Raw genomic sequence first — 15573 nt, 5'->3', positions numbered from 1 at the left:
GGCCGATATTTCATTTATCCATAATAGTACCAGCCATTTGCGATTGAACCGTATATCTCGCGCTCATCAAAAAAAGGCAGGGCCTTTGCCCTGCCTTTGCTGTTTATGCAATAATTTTCATTTTCCATAACAAGAAGAATGCGGCAACGAAGAAAATGGCGGTCGCTATCCAAATTGCTTGTTTGGCAGATTTGTTTGTTCCAATCGTGCTGCATAGTACGGCGACCAAGAAGCTGATTCCACCCAGCGTAATGAAATTGTAAAGAGCAAATTCGGCACTGCTGCTTTCTCTGGAAAATAAGCCGATGTTTGTCGTTAAAAAGGAAAACAGGGCAACAAACACAGTTAAAATCACGAGGACGTTTGCATAGATGCTATGCTCCATGTTCTTTAGATCCTCGGTCTTCTTCTCAATCTCTTCTACTTGCTCCTTGTAGATTTCTGTATAATCGGCAAGCCCTTTGAAGTCGATCTCGCTTTGGAATGTCCCGTGATACGGCTCGTCAGGCTCTCCGCTTAACTGTTCGAAGACGATCATGGCGTATTTCTGCCCCTCGGACAGTTTGATTTCTCCGTTCGATACGTTTCTCAGCCGAAAGAACACCTTTGTAAAATGCCCGGGCTGATATACGGGCGATTCCAGCGATAGCCCCTGCCTTATTCTGCTGTTTTTCAGATAAACTCGCCCCAGCAGATTATCGGGCAGCCTAACCGCTTCTTTCGAAGCAACAAACACAGATTCCCCCGGCTTTAACGTAGCGGAACATTCCTCTTTCTGGTTAACCGCGAAATACTCCGTCCTCAAGTCGTACCCGATATTTGTAAGGCAATTTGCATCAAAGTTCTCGATAAGGCTATTGCTTTCCACCATCCTTGCGATGTCGTGATCTACAAGTACCATGGCAGTCTCCTCCTTTGAATAGTCGGATTCTACACCCTTTTTTGCAGCTTGTAAATAGGCGTTATTCAAAAAAACGGCGGTATGGACAGAATTCATACCGCCGCTTTGCCTTATCTCAGTCATCCAGCGTCGGCAGGCTCAGGCCTCGCGGCCCCGCCCTTTACTGTTCCGTTGTCTTGAAGTAATATTTTACATATTCCCGTTCGAGCAATTTGAAGTCGCAGCACACCCTTGTGAGAAACGGATTGCGCCCGCCTGTTGCGCCGTCGTATGTCTTTCTTGCGTGTCGGTATACGTCCTCTTTGTGGTCGTTGCAGAATTCCAGTTGATTCCGCAGCAGGTTCTTGTAGCGCTCGTCCGGCTCTTTTTCGATATCGAACGGGACGAGGAAAAAATCTTTCGCCGGAACCATATTGTTGAATCCGAGAATGCCATATTTCCCGCCGTCAATGCGCATAATATGTACATTGCTTTTCAGCTTTTCGTGGTTCGGCTTCGGCGATTCCATCGGGACGAAGTATTTGTGCCCGTTGATTTCCAGAACAACGCCGATGTAGGGGCGGCGTTCCCTTTTGTTAAACTGCACGCGGTGGTCCTTTTCGTGCAGAAATTCGATAAATCCGTCTCTGATTCTATATATTCTCAGCTTTTCCATGGCAATCTCTTTCTGTAAAAAAGCGGGGCAACTTGCGTTGACCCGCTTTTTAGCTCCTCACTTAAGGCAGAGGCTCTCCTCTTTTTTGGCTCCCCACTCAAGGTAGGGGTTCTCCTCTTTTTTAGCTCCTCACTTAAGGCAGAGGTTTTCCTCTTTGGGGGCGGCAAGAACTGGCGACCGGGTATTGTTCTTGTCAGCAGAGCGTCGCCCATGGGTCCCACTCTGTACTGTTATTATATGCGATTGTTTCAAAAAGTCAACATTTTGCGAACATTTCTTTTCCCAGTTGTTGCCAGTTACGGCCAGTTACGGCCAGTTGTAGCCGTTTTCGGACAAAAGGGCGAGGCCTCACGGCCCCGCCCTTCTCTTAATTCCACGGCATCTCGCCAAGGTCCTTCTCGCTGTACCCTCTGCTGAGATAGAGCAAGTCTTTCTGCTTCCGGCTCAGCGGCAGCTTATTGATCGCCTCGACGACCTTTTCTTTCTTGCTTCCGCTGACGGGATTTCCGTTCTCGTCCTTGTCGGCTTCCAGATCGGCCGTCGCGTCGTTGAAGTCTCTGATGGTCTCGTATGCTTTCTTGCGGCTCATGCCGCTGTCGACGAGCTCCTGGTAGAGCGTCGTCTGCGATGCGCTCAGCGCCTTGCCGCCTTCCGCCCAATACACGCGCGATTCGTTCAGCGCATTCTTCCCGAAAAGCGCCGCGCGCAGAGCTTCAAACGGATCTTCCATCGGCGGCTCCACCGGATATTGTAGGCGCTTGCTGCCGCCTGTGCCCTGATAGGACCCGCCGCGCGCCAGCGCTTCAATGCCCTGCGCCGTCTTCTCAAGCTGGCGGCCGCCCGGAAGCGTGTCGCCCGCGAGGCCCATTAACTGGCGGCCGACCTCGCTCCAAAAGTCGCCCGGACTGTCGAATTTTCCGGTTACCTGCTTTTTGAGCGTTTTGCCGATTCCCGTCGCCGTGCCCCACAGGTCCGGCATTGGCAGCGTCTCGTCGCCGAGACCCAGCAGGCCCGCCACGTTGCGCACATACGGTACATCGTTGCTGATGTTGTATAGCGTATCTTCCGCCGCCGACCAGCCGTCAAACTCGTCGTTCATGTCGTTTGGATCGGTGTCGAAAAGGCGCTCGCCGAAGATGTTTTCGGTCACATCGTCGGTGATCATCTTGAGCATGTCGCTCGAAGTCAATCCGTTGCCGGACGCAACGGCGTTCAGCCCCATGCCGAGGACGTCAAATGGCGCAGGCGTTCCGCCGTAGGCATCCTCATCCAGTCGGTTGAGCAGGAAAGCGAGCAGCATATAGGCAATGACGTCGCTTGCGAGCTTTTTTTTGGCCTTATCCTTACCGATCTTCGCGGCCATTTCCTTGAAGCCGGGGCCGAGCCTGTCCTGCGTGACGTGCTCGAATGTGTTCGCCGCCTCGACCTGGAACATGTTCAGCATTTGTGCGATAAGGTTTTTCGACTGGAACGTCAGCGGCACCGAGCCTTTCGAGCGCGTACCCATGATATCACGCGCCCAGCGGTCCGCCGCTTTCATCGCCTCCTTCGGGCTCTTGCCCGCGTCCAGCTCCATACGGTACTTGCCGCGCACGGCGATCGTGCTGACGAGAGTATCGACCTTTTCCAGCGGGCTGAATAGCTTTTCTATCGCTTTTTCACCCTTGGTGCTCTGGATATAGTCAATGCTGCTCTTCTCCGTCAGGAAGTCGCTCTCCCCGCGAAACGCGCTCATGCCGGTCGTCTTTCCTCTCATGATGTCGCCCACAGCGCGCCACGTATATTTTTGACCGAGTTCGGTTGCGATCATCGGCAGCTGCGCCGTCTGGTTCAGTGCCGACGAGAGGTTTCCTGCCACGTTCGCGCGGGCGAACATGCGGTTGAGCTTCTTCGCGCCGTTCAGCGCTTCGCGCCCGACTTCTCGCTCCATTGCGCGGTCCTCGAAGAGTTGCTTGCCCGCGAGCTTGTTCGCGTAGTCATCCATCCACGAAACAAGGTCGCTGAATTCGGTCGCGTCCTCGATGCTGCGGTACTTCTCGTCCGTATACTGTTCCATCAGGTTTGTCAGGTCCTCATAGCTCAGGAAGGTATCACCCGTGATCTTCTTTTTATCGCGCAAGTATTCTTCCTTCACATCCGCCGGAGCGTAGCGCATGGCCTCCATTTGGTCGATGTCCGCCTTCATCTCTTCCGGTGCGAATGTCGACCTCAGGTAGTTTGCCATCTGGCGCACGCGCATGATGTCGTCCGTGTGATACAGCACGTCGCTCGCATAGTCCACGTATGTCTCGAAGCCCTTGACGATATCGTAGTCCGTCTCATTGCCTCTGCGGTGCTGGAAGAACGGATTGTACCGCTTGTTCGGCTTGAAGGATTTCGTCAGACCTGCGATGCTCGTCGGCAGCTTGCCTACGCCAGAGCCGAGGTCGACGCCGATTGCCTTGAGCGCGCTCTCGAGCTTTCCGTTTGCCTCGCTCGTCTGGAAGTGCGGCGCGTAGCCTTTGATAAAGCCGATGGGCTCGTACCCGTGCGCTACAAGGAAGTCGTTGATCGCGGCATAGAGTTTGTCGTAGAGCTCTGTGTATTTCTCGATCGCGTTCTCAACCTTCGTGCGGTCGACGTTCTTTGCCGCCGCGTAGTCATCCTGCGTTTGCAGCCAGTCGGCATACTGCCGCGCCAGATCGCGCGAACCTTTGTCGAGGCTGAAATCCCGCGCGGCGTCTTTCATCTCCGCGCCGTTTTTCAGGTTTTCCGCCGCCGCTCTGATGCTTTCCGCCGCACCGGACTTTTCAACCAGCTCCTCGACGGTTCGTCCCTCTTTCAATCTCTGCGCAAAGGCGCTCTCGTCCTTGTTCAGCCCGCTTTTCTTGCCGTCCGCACCCTCGAAGGCACGAACCTCGTCAAACATGCGGTTGATGAAGCGCTTGCGCTCCTGCTCGTTCTCGTAGACCGGCTCGAAAACGGCCTCGTTGATCTGCTGGCCCTGCTTCCAGCCAAAAAGAGCGCGCATAATGCGCTGCGGCGTGCGATGGTAAAGCACAAGTCCTTTACTTGGGTCGAAGAGCTTGTTCAGGCCCTTTCGGTTGATCTCCGGCGCTTCTGTGCCGATGAGCTCGCGCGCCTGCTCGCGCAGTGCGTCGTTGATCTCGATGCGCTGCTGCTGCAAGAGCCCCGTCTTCGTCGCCTTTTGTGCCGTGTAATAGTCCACGAGCTCAAGCACGCGCGACTTTTTCACGCTGCGAGGGATATCTGCCATCGAGCGCTCGCCGTTTACAATGTCTCGCGCGATGGTCTTTTCCTGCCGCGTCGCGCCCAAGCGCTGCTCGGCGCGCTTCGTTGCGTTCTGGATGCTCTTTGCCGCCTTGTCATTGGCGATAAGCTGTTCTGCATTATGGTAAATGCCTGCGCTGTTCGCAATCTTCACTCCCAACTCGTCGAGCGCTTTTGTGCCCTTGAATTCGTCACGGCTCTTGACGCGCAGCCGCTCAGCCCGATCCGCCGCGCGCTGCTTGTCCAGCGCATCGAGATAGGCATCGTAGCTGTCGAAGCCGGATGGCTTGATGTTGTTCGTTGCCGCCGTCCGTGCGCGTTCGAGCTTTGTCTTCCACTCCGCAGGGATTGATCTATAATCTCCACGTTTACCGTCTCGCTCCGCCTTTTCATAGGATTGTTCCTGCTGTTCGGTCGGCTCGCCGCCTTCATCTTCCGCCGAGAAACGCACGTTCTTGATGCTGTTGATCTTATCAAGGCGGTCTGCGTCGTCTCCCGCGCGGTACTCCACGACGTTCATGCCCGCATCGCGCATCTCGCTCAAGAGGTCACCCGGCGCATCATCCGGCGCGACAACAGCAAGCGCTTCATCGAAGCCGACGACGCGCTGCGGCTTCGCCTCGTAGTACCCCGTCGGGATATTGGCTGCGCGGTCAATGAGCGCAAGGATGCTCTTGGCGTGCCCGTCGGATATGGCATAACCTTCCTTGCGGAACGCCGCCTTCACCGCCGCCGCAGTCTTCTTGCCTTTGGCCGCCTCTGCAATGATGCGGCTCAGGTTCTGCTCTTCCTCGAAGGTGTTGTCGAACCGGTGTTTTGTGGTACGCAGCAGATCGTCCGTCACCCGGTCAAGGTAGATGCCGAGGTCTCGCAGCGCCTTCTCGTGTTCCTCTTCGCTCACCGTGCGCAGTCTCGCCTCGTCCGCGTGCATCTCGTCCACGTTCCGATATTCCTGCGTGGCCGTCGCCGCCAGCGTCTCCGGCGTGATGCCGTATACATTTGCGCCCTTGGCCGCGGCCATATTCATTGCCTTCACGATGTTCTCGGCCGTGTAGTCCCAATGCGTCTCCGCAAAGCTGCGCCTGCCGCGGTCCGTCACGGCGTCCTTGCCGTTGTAGATGCCGCGCTCACCCAGCAGCCCCTCCAGCTGTGGCTGCACCCAGTCTTTCACCGTCCGCAGCGCATCGTTCCAGCTTCCGCCCGGTGCGATCATCTCCATCATCTTGGCCGCCGTGGCTTCCTTGTCGATCTCGCCCGCGCTTCCGCCGCTCTCATAGAACTCCTGCGTGCTCCGGATGAAGTCCTCCACCCGGTTAGGGAACACGTTGTTCTTCATGTAGTAGTCGATGCGCTTCTCCTTGGATTCCGGTCTGCGGTTCAGGAAGTTGGCGTGTTCCTCTGCATAGACCTCCCGGATGGCCTGTTCCGCCGGTTTCATCTCTTCCGCCGTCAGGCGCTCGCCGGTCATCAGCTTCACCGCCAGTCGCGCCACTTCCTGTTCGCCCACCGTGTCAAGGTATCTCCGGATGGTCGCGTTGCTGAAGAAACGGTCGAACTGCTTGTCACGGTACACCGGTTCAAGGCTCTTGCCCTCGCTCTGAAGGAATGCCGCCTGCACCTCCGGATGGTTCGCCAGCTTGTCGGCGATCTCTTCCGGCTCCCATCTGGTCTCATTCTCCAATCCGATCTTGCCCAGCGTGCCGCTGCCTTGGAAAACGCCGCCCGCAAACTGGCTGGACAGGTTCTTGATGTTCTCATCGAACGCCCGCCGCGCCTCGTAGTTTACGCCGCGCTCCACTATGGCGTTATCGTGCGTCGGCGTCCATGCGTCGCCGCCGTAGACCTTGTTCTTGCTGCTTCTCTGCGGGTCGATGGTCTCGCGCGGGAAGACGGCGGAATACTCGCCATAGTTTGTGTGCCCGTCTTTCGCCTTGACAATGGCAATAGAGGGCGCGGGCCATGCGCCGATGTCGAGCGTACGTCGCAGCTTCTCCTCGGTCATGTTGTGCATGGCGACGAGCGTCTTCGTCTCCTCGACCGGCTCATCCAACGAAAAGCGCGTCTTCGGCTTGACGTTCCCGCCGCCGTCTGATACACTGCTGTCATCGAGCTTAGCCTTTGCTCGCAGCTCCGAGGACTTTAATACTCGGTTGCCAGGCGGCATTTGGCTTGGCTCGTTTTCTTCGCCCATGATCTGCCTGTGGATCTCGTCGCCCAACGTCGGCGACTTGACATTTTCGCTTTCATCTGCTATTCTCTTTTCGGAGAAATTGCGTGATGTTGAGCGAGCCCCTCCGGTAACGGCTGAGGGCACGACGCCGCCGGTAATTTCTCCGGCTTTTGCCTCGGATTGAGTATCACCCGCCGTCGGCTCCTGATAACGGGAGCGCTGGCTATCGCCAGCAGCGGTATGCTCGCCGGGGCTTTTTGCTTTGTCGACCAGCCGAATGTTATTGATGTCGTACAAGATCTTGCGGTCCCGTCCATCTGCAATGTTCAGCGTTGCCTCGTAAATATTTCCGGATCGGTCTTGCAGATATGTCTTTCTGTATTCCCATCCGTTTTCATCCATCCACTGATGATTATGTTCATCGGTGGAATTTTCATATCTGGACGTCGTTAGCGCTTCATCCAGGTGGACGACTGCAAGGCTGCGGATATTGTCTCCCGTGCTTCTCGCCAGCTTGTCGATAACCTTGTGGCTGTTTTTCGCGCCGTCTTTCTGCACGCGGTCGTTTGTGCGGGCAAGATAGATCGTTTCTGGCTTTCCGGCTGCATCGTATGCCGTCAGCTCCATTCCTGCCATATTGTTATAGACGTATTGGCCGAGCGTCTTGCCCCAGTCTCTCGGGCGGATTCCATCGAAGAGGTTAGTGTCGAGCATGACGCCCTTGCCGTATGTACCGTTTTCCCCTTCGACCTCTTCGAGCACGCTGAACTTCTCAGGCGGCCCTCTCCTGCGTTCCGTCGCCGCCGCGGTCTCGCGGCCCTGCTCCGCCGCGCTCGTCGCGCGTTCTCTCTGTAAGGTGCTTTTGCTTTCCTGCCCACTCTGCGACAGTGCGTCTTCTGCCTCTCGGTTGAATCGGCTCGCCTTTTCGTCATACTGGTCGATCTCGGCATAGGCGTCGCCCATGATCTCTTCCCATACGTATAGCTCGATATCGCTCTCGCTCATTCCCGCGTAGTTGTCGGTCAGCGCTGCGTAGCGCTCGAAGTAAGCGTCGTACACCTTGCCCCACTCTTCGCTGCTATACCGGCTCTGAACGTCGCGCATAAACGTCCTGACGTTCTCGCGCCTTGCCACTTCGGCCAGATAATGCGCTGTTTCATGCTCGATCGTCTCGCTCACGCTGCGCTGCACTGAACCGGCATTGACGAAAATCTCGCCCGTGTCGGCGTTGAACGCGCCGAAAATTCTGCCGGTTTTCCCGTCCTTTTCAACCTTGATGACGCCCAGCAGCGCCGTCACTTTTTTCACGCCCTTGGACTTTGCCCAGTCCGCCGCGCCGATAAGCTCCTGGTCCCAGTCCGCCTCGTCAAAGATGGTGACGGTGTTATCGCCGCTTGCGCCGTTCGGCACGTTGGCCTCCCGCGGGCTGATGAATTGTGAGATACCGGATGCCGCAAGCCGCTGTTGTACCGTTAGCGCGTTTCCGTCTTCTCCGCCGACGTTCCGTACTTCTCGAGGAATGCGCTCAGATTCTCTTCCGTTACCCCGGCGCTCTCCCCGTTCGGCAGCTCCATCAGATAGTGCACGCGCTGCGTTTGCCTCGCCTGGTGTGCCTCTTTCGGCAGCGTCGGCAAACTCAGTCCCCGCGGCATCGTTCCGTGTTTCTTGTCCTGCATTGTCAATTCCTCCGTTCTGCCCCTCCGGCATGTCATAGATCGGGAGCTCTTCGTGTGTCCGCTCGCTCATGTCCGCGCCGGGGATGGCTTTCTTTGCTGCAATGTATGCTTCGTTCGGCGCGATGCGCTGTCCGTGGATATCAGTATACCCGTTTGTCAGCATGTCGTCCAGCAGCAGCTCCACGCGCTTCGCCGCCGCGAAGTTTTCCTGCCCGTGGTTGTGGATGATCGCACTCAGCGAGCGGTCGATGTCATCGTAGCGCACGCCCTCGTCATCCAGCAGCCGTGCGATGCGCTCGCTCACGCCGCGCTTGGTGCGGATGTATTCGTCGTCGCCCGCCTCGCGGCTCGTCCGGCGGATGAGCTCGCCGCCCTTCTGGGCGAAGCTCATCTCCTCCTGCAAGACCGCCGCCGCGTCCGCGTAATAGCTGTGCAGCTCGGGGTGGTCGAACTGGAAGGCGTTCACGCTCCGCTCGCCCACGCTCGCGCTGTCGCGCCGGTCGATGTGCTGATCCTCATTCACGCGATAGATATTGTGCTCTGCATCCACGGCCAGCGTGCCGTCGTTGATCTTCTGAGATACCTGCTGCACGTTCTCCTGCGTCGTGTACTTGTCGAGCGCGACGCGCTTGCCCGCGTCCAGCGCGTCCGCTTTGCCCTCTGCCACGCCCTGTGCGGCGTTCTGCTGTGTTGGCGTCAAATGACCCTCGCCCGTGCCCTGCGCGCTCTCAGGCGTCACCGCAGACTGTGCGGGCATGGTGTTCTGCTGCCGGGCGGTTGGCGTGGCCGCAGGCGTGCTGTTCTGCATCACCGCCGCGGCACCCGGCGCGCGCGGAGAGATCGGCGCTGTCGTTTCCGGCGTTGCCGTCTTCTCCTGTGCCGCTGTGGTGTTCGGTTTGGTGCCCTCAATCTTTGGCATCTCCGTGTGGCTGTCGTAGTAACCGCGGTTCCTGATGGCGTCCACGCCGCCGCCCAGCCCGCCGAGAATGCCTCCGACAAGGAAGTCGTTCAGCACTTCCGCCGCTTCCAGCTCGCTATAGCTCCCGCCAACCGTCCTTCCGTTATAGATCGTCTGCAAGGCAGGCTGTACAAGGTCTTCAAGGACCTCTTCGCCGCCTTCTTCAAGGAACGACAGTACGAGCTTTCCCGCCGCGCTGTTGTTCAGTCCCTTCACGCTTCGTTCAATGACGTTATCCAAGAAGCCCTTGCCGAACATCTTCTTGAACGGCGTCGCCGCATTGCCGATTTTCTCCGTCGCCACGCTCAGCGCGCCGCTTAATGTGCCGTATCGGACCTGCTGCTCGTGTGTCGCGCCCTGTCGGCGCGCCTCTTGCGCGCTACTGCCCGCGCCGCGAATGAACATCGGGATAAGCGCGACCCCGCCTGTCAGGGCGCTCGCCGCAGCATCCGCGCCCATTTGCGCGCCCGCGACACTCGCATCGATGGCGAGCTGCCCGACCTTGCCGAGCCCGCTTTTCGCCTTTTCGATGTTCCTCGCGCCACTGTCGGCCATTTTGTCGGCCGCCTTATAAATTTCATTTGCAGCCTGATCTGCAACGCCGCCCTCGTTATACGCTTGCCGGTATGCCGCCTTTCTGGCTTCCAGCGTCTCGATGACGGTGCGTGCAGTCTCGCGCTCGCTTTCCGTTGCACTCGGATCGGACAAAACGCTTTTCTGTGCGGCGATGTCCTGGTCCCACAAGGCGATTTCTTTCTCCATGTCTGCGCGCTGCTGCATGTTCGCGCCGATCTGCCGCTCGCCCGCAATGTTCGCAAGCCCCGCGCCGTAGGTCTTCGCCGCGCCCTTGAGCGTATTGCCGACACGCTCGCCGAGCGTCTGTTTTTTCGGCTCTTCTGCGGCCTTTTTCATTGCCTCTGGGCTCTGGTACTTCTTCGCGCTCTGCTGCTGTAAGGCGTCCTGCATCAGCCCTTGCATGATGGCGCTCTGTACGTCCGGCGTCACGACATTCTCCTGCTGGCGGAACATCGGGCTCGACGCGCGGCGATCCGTCGCCGACGCTTTCAAAATGGCCTCGTCCAGTGCCTTTTGATATGGCGTTGTCTGAATGAAGCCCTGTTTTTTTATGCCGTTCGGAAACGCAATGCTGACGCCTCCGCCGGTCTTCTTGTTAGGGGAAACCGGCGCAGTTTTCCCCTGCGCCGGTTTATTGTTGAATGTTACCTTAACCACTGATGCTTCCTCCGTAGCTCTCGACGAGCGCCCTGACCTTCTGCTTCTGCTCATTGCTTAGCTTGTCCCAGAAGGATTGAATTCCGCCGATGGCGTTATCTGTCTTGCCCTGCTCGAGCATCGTGCGCAAACTGCTCATGGCCGCGTTGAAATAGGCTCCGTTATAGTCGCCGTCATACATCCATGCATGGTTGGGGTTGTAGCCGTAGGCATTTTTTAAATACTCATCGTTGTACCCGGCATCATAAAATGCCTGACGAACTTCTGCGCTGAAAATGCCCTGCTTTGCCATGTCTTTGGCCGTGCTCAGCTTCATCGAACTTTCGTTGCCCCCATCGTTTCCGCCGGACCGCCTCGTGGTCCCGCCGCTTCTGCCGCTCGTCTTCGCCGCGGCCTGCGCCGCCTGCTGCTTGTAGTAGTTCTCGAGCGCCTTGACGTACTCGCTCTCGTACCCGCTCTTGCCGATGAGCCCCGCGCTCGGCGACACGCCCGCTTGCAGCATCGCGTCAACCTGCGACCGGCTGAGCTCCTGGTCCTGCTGCTGCTTTTCCCTGATCTCGTCCAGCACGCCGAGATAGCGGTTGTACTCCGTGTTGTCCTGCCCCTGCAAACCGCCGAGGTAGTCCTGCAAGCGGCCGTACTCGCCGAGGTAGTTGTTGTAGTCGAAGTTCCTGTCGGTGTTGAACTGGTTCAGCCGGTCGAGATACTTTGCGTAGTCCAGCTGCTCCTGCTGGTTCACCGCGTTCAGGTCGCTCAGCTTCATCTGGTAGTCCTTGAGATACCGCTCGTATGCCTGCTGATAGAGCGTCGGGATCACGTCGGAGAGCTTCGTCGCGTAGTAGTCGCCCGCCTGCGTCGCCGCGTTCACGGCGAACGAGCTCGGCCGCCCGCCGCTCGCGGCGCTTGCTTTCGCCAGTGCGTCCGCCGTCGCCCGCTCGCCCTCGCGCAGATACGTCTTTTTGTAGCTGCTGTACTGCGGATCCGTCTCCTTGCTCCACGAGAACGGATCTCGCTTGAGCGCCGCGTCCAAAAGCTCCTGCTGCTTCTGCTGGAAGCGGTTTTCGTAGCTCGGCGCGCTGTCGTATGTAAACGGCTTGAACGAGCCGATCTTGTCGAGCGTCTCGTCGATCTTCGGCGCGTACTTGCCGTCGCTCACGTACTGGCTGCCATCCGCGCCGGCAGTGTAGTTGCCGTAGCTGCTGCGCAGCTGGTTCGCCTTGGCGTTGATGAGCGCGCGCTGCTCCGCCGTCGTCGCGCCTGCGTACTGCTTCTTGAGGTCGAGCACGCTCATGCCGAACTCAGGGTACTTTTTCGCAAGGTCGAGATCGTACTGCGAAAAATTCACATTGCTGCCGCTTGCCGCCTTTTGAAAGTCATCGTATGTATACGCCATTTTCTTCTCCTCTCTGCTTGAATTTTCACTGTGGGCCGCGCGTGCTCTTGAGCTCGCTGCCCGCGTAATACTCGCGGTTCATCGAATAGACGCGGCACTCGCCCTTGCCCTCGATGCGGATGCGGTAATGGTCCGCGCGCCGCGGCACGATGGGCAGGTAATAGCTGCGCTTTCGTTCCGGTTTCAGCGTTTGCCCGGCCTGCACCCACTTCCCGTCGGAATCAAACTGCATCAGCACCTTTGCTTCGGCCCCCGCCGCGACCTCGATGCGCACCCACAGCTTGGCGATGCTCTTCTTCACGCCGTCGTAGCTTGTTGACTGGCTCGAGCCCTTTTCCGTGAAGTCGCCCGTCTCAGCGAACCACGTGAAGTCTTCCTCGTCCGTGCAGCCCTCCGGCGCGTCGAGGATGTTGCCCGTCAGCGCGATCTCGCCCTCCGCCGTCAGGAAATAGGTGTTCCCCTGATAACGGCAGAAGTGCGTCGCGTGCGTCTTGTCCTCGATGTGCCACATGCCCTTGCGCGTGTCGTAGACGTATAGCTTCCAGTCCCCCGCCTCATCCTGCGCGCTCAGGTAGTATTTGAGGCCGTCGCTCCCCGCGCGTCCGTTCCGCAGCCTCGTCATGCCGAAGGCGTCGTGCAGGCTTTGCGGGATGCCGCCCGAGTAGATCATCACGCCGGAATTGGAGAGGTACAGCAGCCGCTCGCCCGCGATGGCGAGGCTTCCGCCGCAGCCCTTGGCGACGCCCAGCGTGGCCGAGCCCATCACCTCAAAGTTGGACGGAATACTGCCGTACACCTTGTAGATGTGGTCCTCCTTGAAGAACACCGGATAGCCGAGGAAACTCACGCACCCCGTGAAGTCACCCGCGCTGCCCGTGTCCACGGCGTAGCTGTCGGTCTCAAGGCCCTCGAACACGTTCCAGTTGAAGGGGTCGCCGAGCTTGCTTGCGTAGATCGTCCGGCCGTCGCAGCCCCACAGCCGGTTTTCGTTCTCACACAGGTATTCTAAGTCCGGCACCGTGCGCCGAACCGTCAAGTTTCCTGTCTCCGTGTACTCTGTCGTGCCGTTATCGCCGTCCAGCTTGAAGACGTTTTCGTAGAAATACATCTTGTCGCCGTCAATCTCGCGGATCACCGGCGTCTTGTTGTTCTCCGTGTGCTTCGTGCAGCCGGAGATCGTCACCGCGTCACCCGCCTTGAAGTAGTCGCTCCATGCGACGCCGCTGCACTGAATGGTGTTCGCCTCCGCGGCCTCTTCATAGAGTTTGCCGTTCGTGAACGTCAGGCTATTGCCGCTCCACGTGCTCTCAAGGCTGCCGAACTCGCCTGATACCGTGTTGTAATACGCCTTGTCCGGCAGGATGATGATATAGGCCCCGATGGCGGCGAAGCGCTTCTCGCCCGCCGTCACGTCGCCTTTTTTCGCGCCGCCGTAGTAGAAGGCCGTGCCCTCCACCCACGCCAGCGCGTCCCACGCAAAAAGCCCGCCCGGACTGACAAGATTCTTGTAAATTTTGCGTTTTGCGCGCGTCGAAAGCACAGGATAATAGTCACTCGTCAGGTTTTGCATGTCCCACAGCCCGCCGTCCCCTGCACCCAGGTTGTGGTCAAGGCCGTAGAATTGCAGCTGCCCGCGCTTGCCGATGCCGTCGGCATACGGGACCTCCGGCAGCTTCATTTGGCCTCACCGGCCTTTTTCGGCTCTGCCGCCTGCTTGTCCTGCGCGTTGCCCTGCGTCGGCTCTTCCGCCGCATCGCAGATCGTCACGATATTGCGAAGCGACTGGCGCACCGCTGCCACCACATCGACGGCGTCGCCGTTGACGTTCAAAATGCCGATCAGGCGCATCGCGTGCGCCGCTTCCTGCTTGATCTTTTCATTCATGCTCTTTACCTCCAATTGGGTTGCGAATAGCTCCCGTAATTGTTGACCGGTCGAACCGATAGCCAATTTGTGTTGTAATACGTCCCAATGTTAACGATCGCGCGGTATCTCTTCCAGTTCGGATAGGCATACGTCCCGACATTGATGACCGCCTTCGCGCTGCTTCCGCCGCCACCGCCGCCGCTGTACGTTGTGACGGTACCCTCGTCGTAGTAATCCGATACGATCCAGTCGCCGCCCCAATAATAGAGGTTACACACCCACTCGTATGTCGTCCCCGGCGATAGCCCCGTGATCGTGCCGACGAATGTGCTCTCCCCGCCGCCGACCTCGCTCGAATCGAACGAGAACGTCCCGACGCCCGTGATGCGGATGTCGATTGAGCGCTTATACGTGTAATCATCCGAGCCGCCAGTAAACCGTGCGTAGACGCTGAGCTGTGTCCCGTCTCCGTCGACCGGTGACAGCGTACAATAAAAGCTCGCCATGCCTTACTCCTCGATGAAAAACACCGTGCCATACGGCGCGTGGCTCGGCGGCGAAGCGCCGAATGTGTAGTTGCCGCTCAGCACCAGATAGCCGCCGCCGAGCGAGACGACAGGGTAGTCGCTGGCATCGTCTTTTCCGATCAATGCAAACGGCCCCAGCTCGGATTCAAGAAAGATATTTCCCGCTGCGTGCATCTTCATGCCACCATAGGTCGCCGTCAGACCGACGCCGACCTGCCCCGTGCCCGTGTAGGCAAGATCCATGCTGCCGACAGGGGTATCTCCGGCCAGCAGGCTCACGCTCCCGCCGCGCAGCGCGCCCGCCGTCAGCGTGCCATAGATGTTCACCGCATCCACGCACAGATCAATGCTGCCCGTGCTCGCCACCTGCACGCCGTTGTAATTGAGCTTGAAGATCGTTCCGTTCTCGCCGCTCGTCGCGCCCAGCGTGAAGCCGGTCGCGCTCTGGTCAAAGATGCTCTGCGCCTGCGTCGCGTCGATCTTGGTGCTCACCGTCGCGCGGATGCCGTTCACGTCCGCCGTCAGGTTCGTCACGCTGCCGTTCAGGTTCGAAATGCTCGCCGAAAGGCCCTGCGCCGTCGCTTGCAGCTGCGTGATGTTGCCCTCGGCGTCGCCGATGCGCGCCGCCAGCCCCTCAGCCACGAGCGCGACCTGCGTGATGTTTCCCTCCGCGTCCTTGATCTCGCCGTAGATGGGATCGGTGATCTGCTTGACGAACTCGTCCGTCGCCGTCTTGTTCATGTTGGAAAGGTCTAAGTTGTGCAGCGTGTAGCGCAGCTGCTCGACGAGCATGAAGAGGTAGTCCTGCATCGTCTCGACCTTGTCGTTCACGCTCTCTTTCTGCGTGAACGACGGGAAATTCGTGTCGATGTATAGCCAGTTGGAAGGCATACTTCCTCCCCTCCTTTCTTCTCGGGCGGGAGA

The 15573-nt window shown here is 58.4% G+C and carries 8 protein-coding genes; all 8 read right to left on the bottom strand.

The window, feature by feature from the left end; translation table 11 throughout:
• Positions 1 to 103: 103 nt before the first annotated feature.
• The 8 genes from NI20_RS0110095 to NI20_RS0110060 all read right to left on the bottom strand — a co-directional run bounded on the left by NI20_RS0110095 (position 104) and on the right by NI20_RS0110060 (position 15540).
• Positions 104 to 901 carry a hypothetical protein gene (locus tag NI20_RS0110095; RefSeq protein ID WP_033121267.1) on the bottom strand — a complete coding sequence of 266 codons (798 nt, stop codon included), beginning with the start codon at positions 899 to 901 and terminating at the stop codon, positions 104 to 106.
• 160 nt (positions 902 to 1061) lie between these two features.
• The gene (locus NI20_RS0110090) at positions 1062 to 1556 is read right to left on the bottom strand and encodes a type III toxin-antitoxin system ToxN/AbiQ family toxin (protein ID WP_033121266.1); all 495 of its coding nucleotides are present in this window, start codon (positions 1554 to 1556) and stop codon (positions 1062 to 1064) included.
• Positions 1557 to 1923: 367 nt separating this feature from the next.
• Positions 1924 to 10863, bottom strand: a complete 8940-nt coding sequence (locus tag NI20_RS0110085) for a hypothetical protein (RefSeq protein WP_033121265.1) — start codon at positions 10861 to 10863, stop codon at positions 1924 to 1926.
• Positions 10856 to 12256 (bottom strand): hypothetical protein, encoded by a 1401-nt coding sequence (locus NI20_RS0110080; RefSeq protein WP_033121264.1) that lies wholly within the window; start codon positions 12254 to 12256, stop codon positions 10856 to 10858. Before NI20_RS0110080 ends, NI20_RS0110085 begins: the two co-directional genes overlap by 8 nt.
• Before the next feature lie 25 nt (positions 12257 to 12281).
• Entirely contained in the window at positions 12282 to 13934 is a 1653-nt protein-coding gene (locus tag NI20_RS0110075) for a hypothetical protein (protein ID WP_033121263.1), read from the bottom strand.
• A complete protein-coding gene (locus NI20_RS0110070) occupies positions 13931 to 14140 on the bottom strand; it encodes a hypothetical protein (protein ID WP_033121262.1) in 210 nt (69 codons plus the stop codon). Before NI20_RS0110070 ends, NI20_RS0110075 begins: the two co-directional genes overlap by 4 nt.
• Positions 14141 to 14145: 5 nt before the next feature.
• A complete protein-coding gene (locus NI20_RS0110065) occupies positions 14146 to 14628 on the bottom strand; it encodes a hypothetical protein (protein WP_033121261.1) in 483 nt (160 codons plus the stop codon).
• 3 nt (positions 14629 to 14631) lie between these two features.
• Positions 14632 to 15540: a hypothetical protein gene (locus NI20_RS0110060; protein WP_033121260.1), complete on the bottom strand. Its 909-nt coding sequence runs from the start codon at positions 15538 to 15540 to the stop codon at positions 14632 to 14634.
• Positions 15541 to 15573: the final 33 nt, after the last annotated feature.

Origin of the sequence: Oscillibacter sp. ER4 (assembly GCF_000765235.1) — a bacterium.
GTDB lineage: Bacteria > Bacillota > Clostridia > Oscillospirales > Oscillospiraceae > Hominicoprocola > Hominicoprocola fusiformis.
Note: the sequence above shows the minus strand (reverse complement) of the source record. Positions and strands in the feature narration are given on the sequence as shown.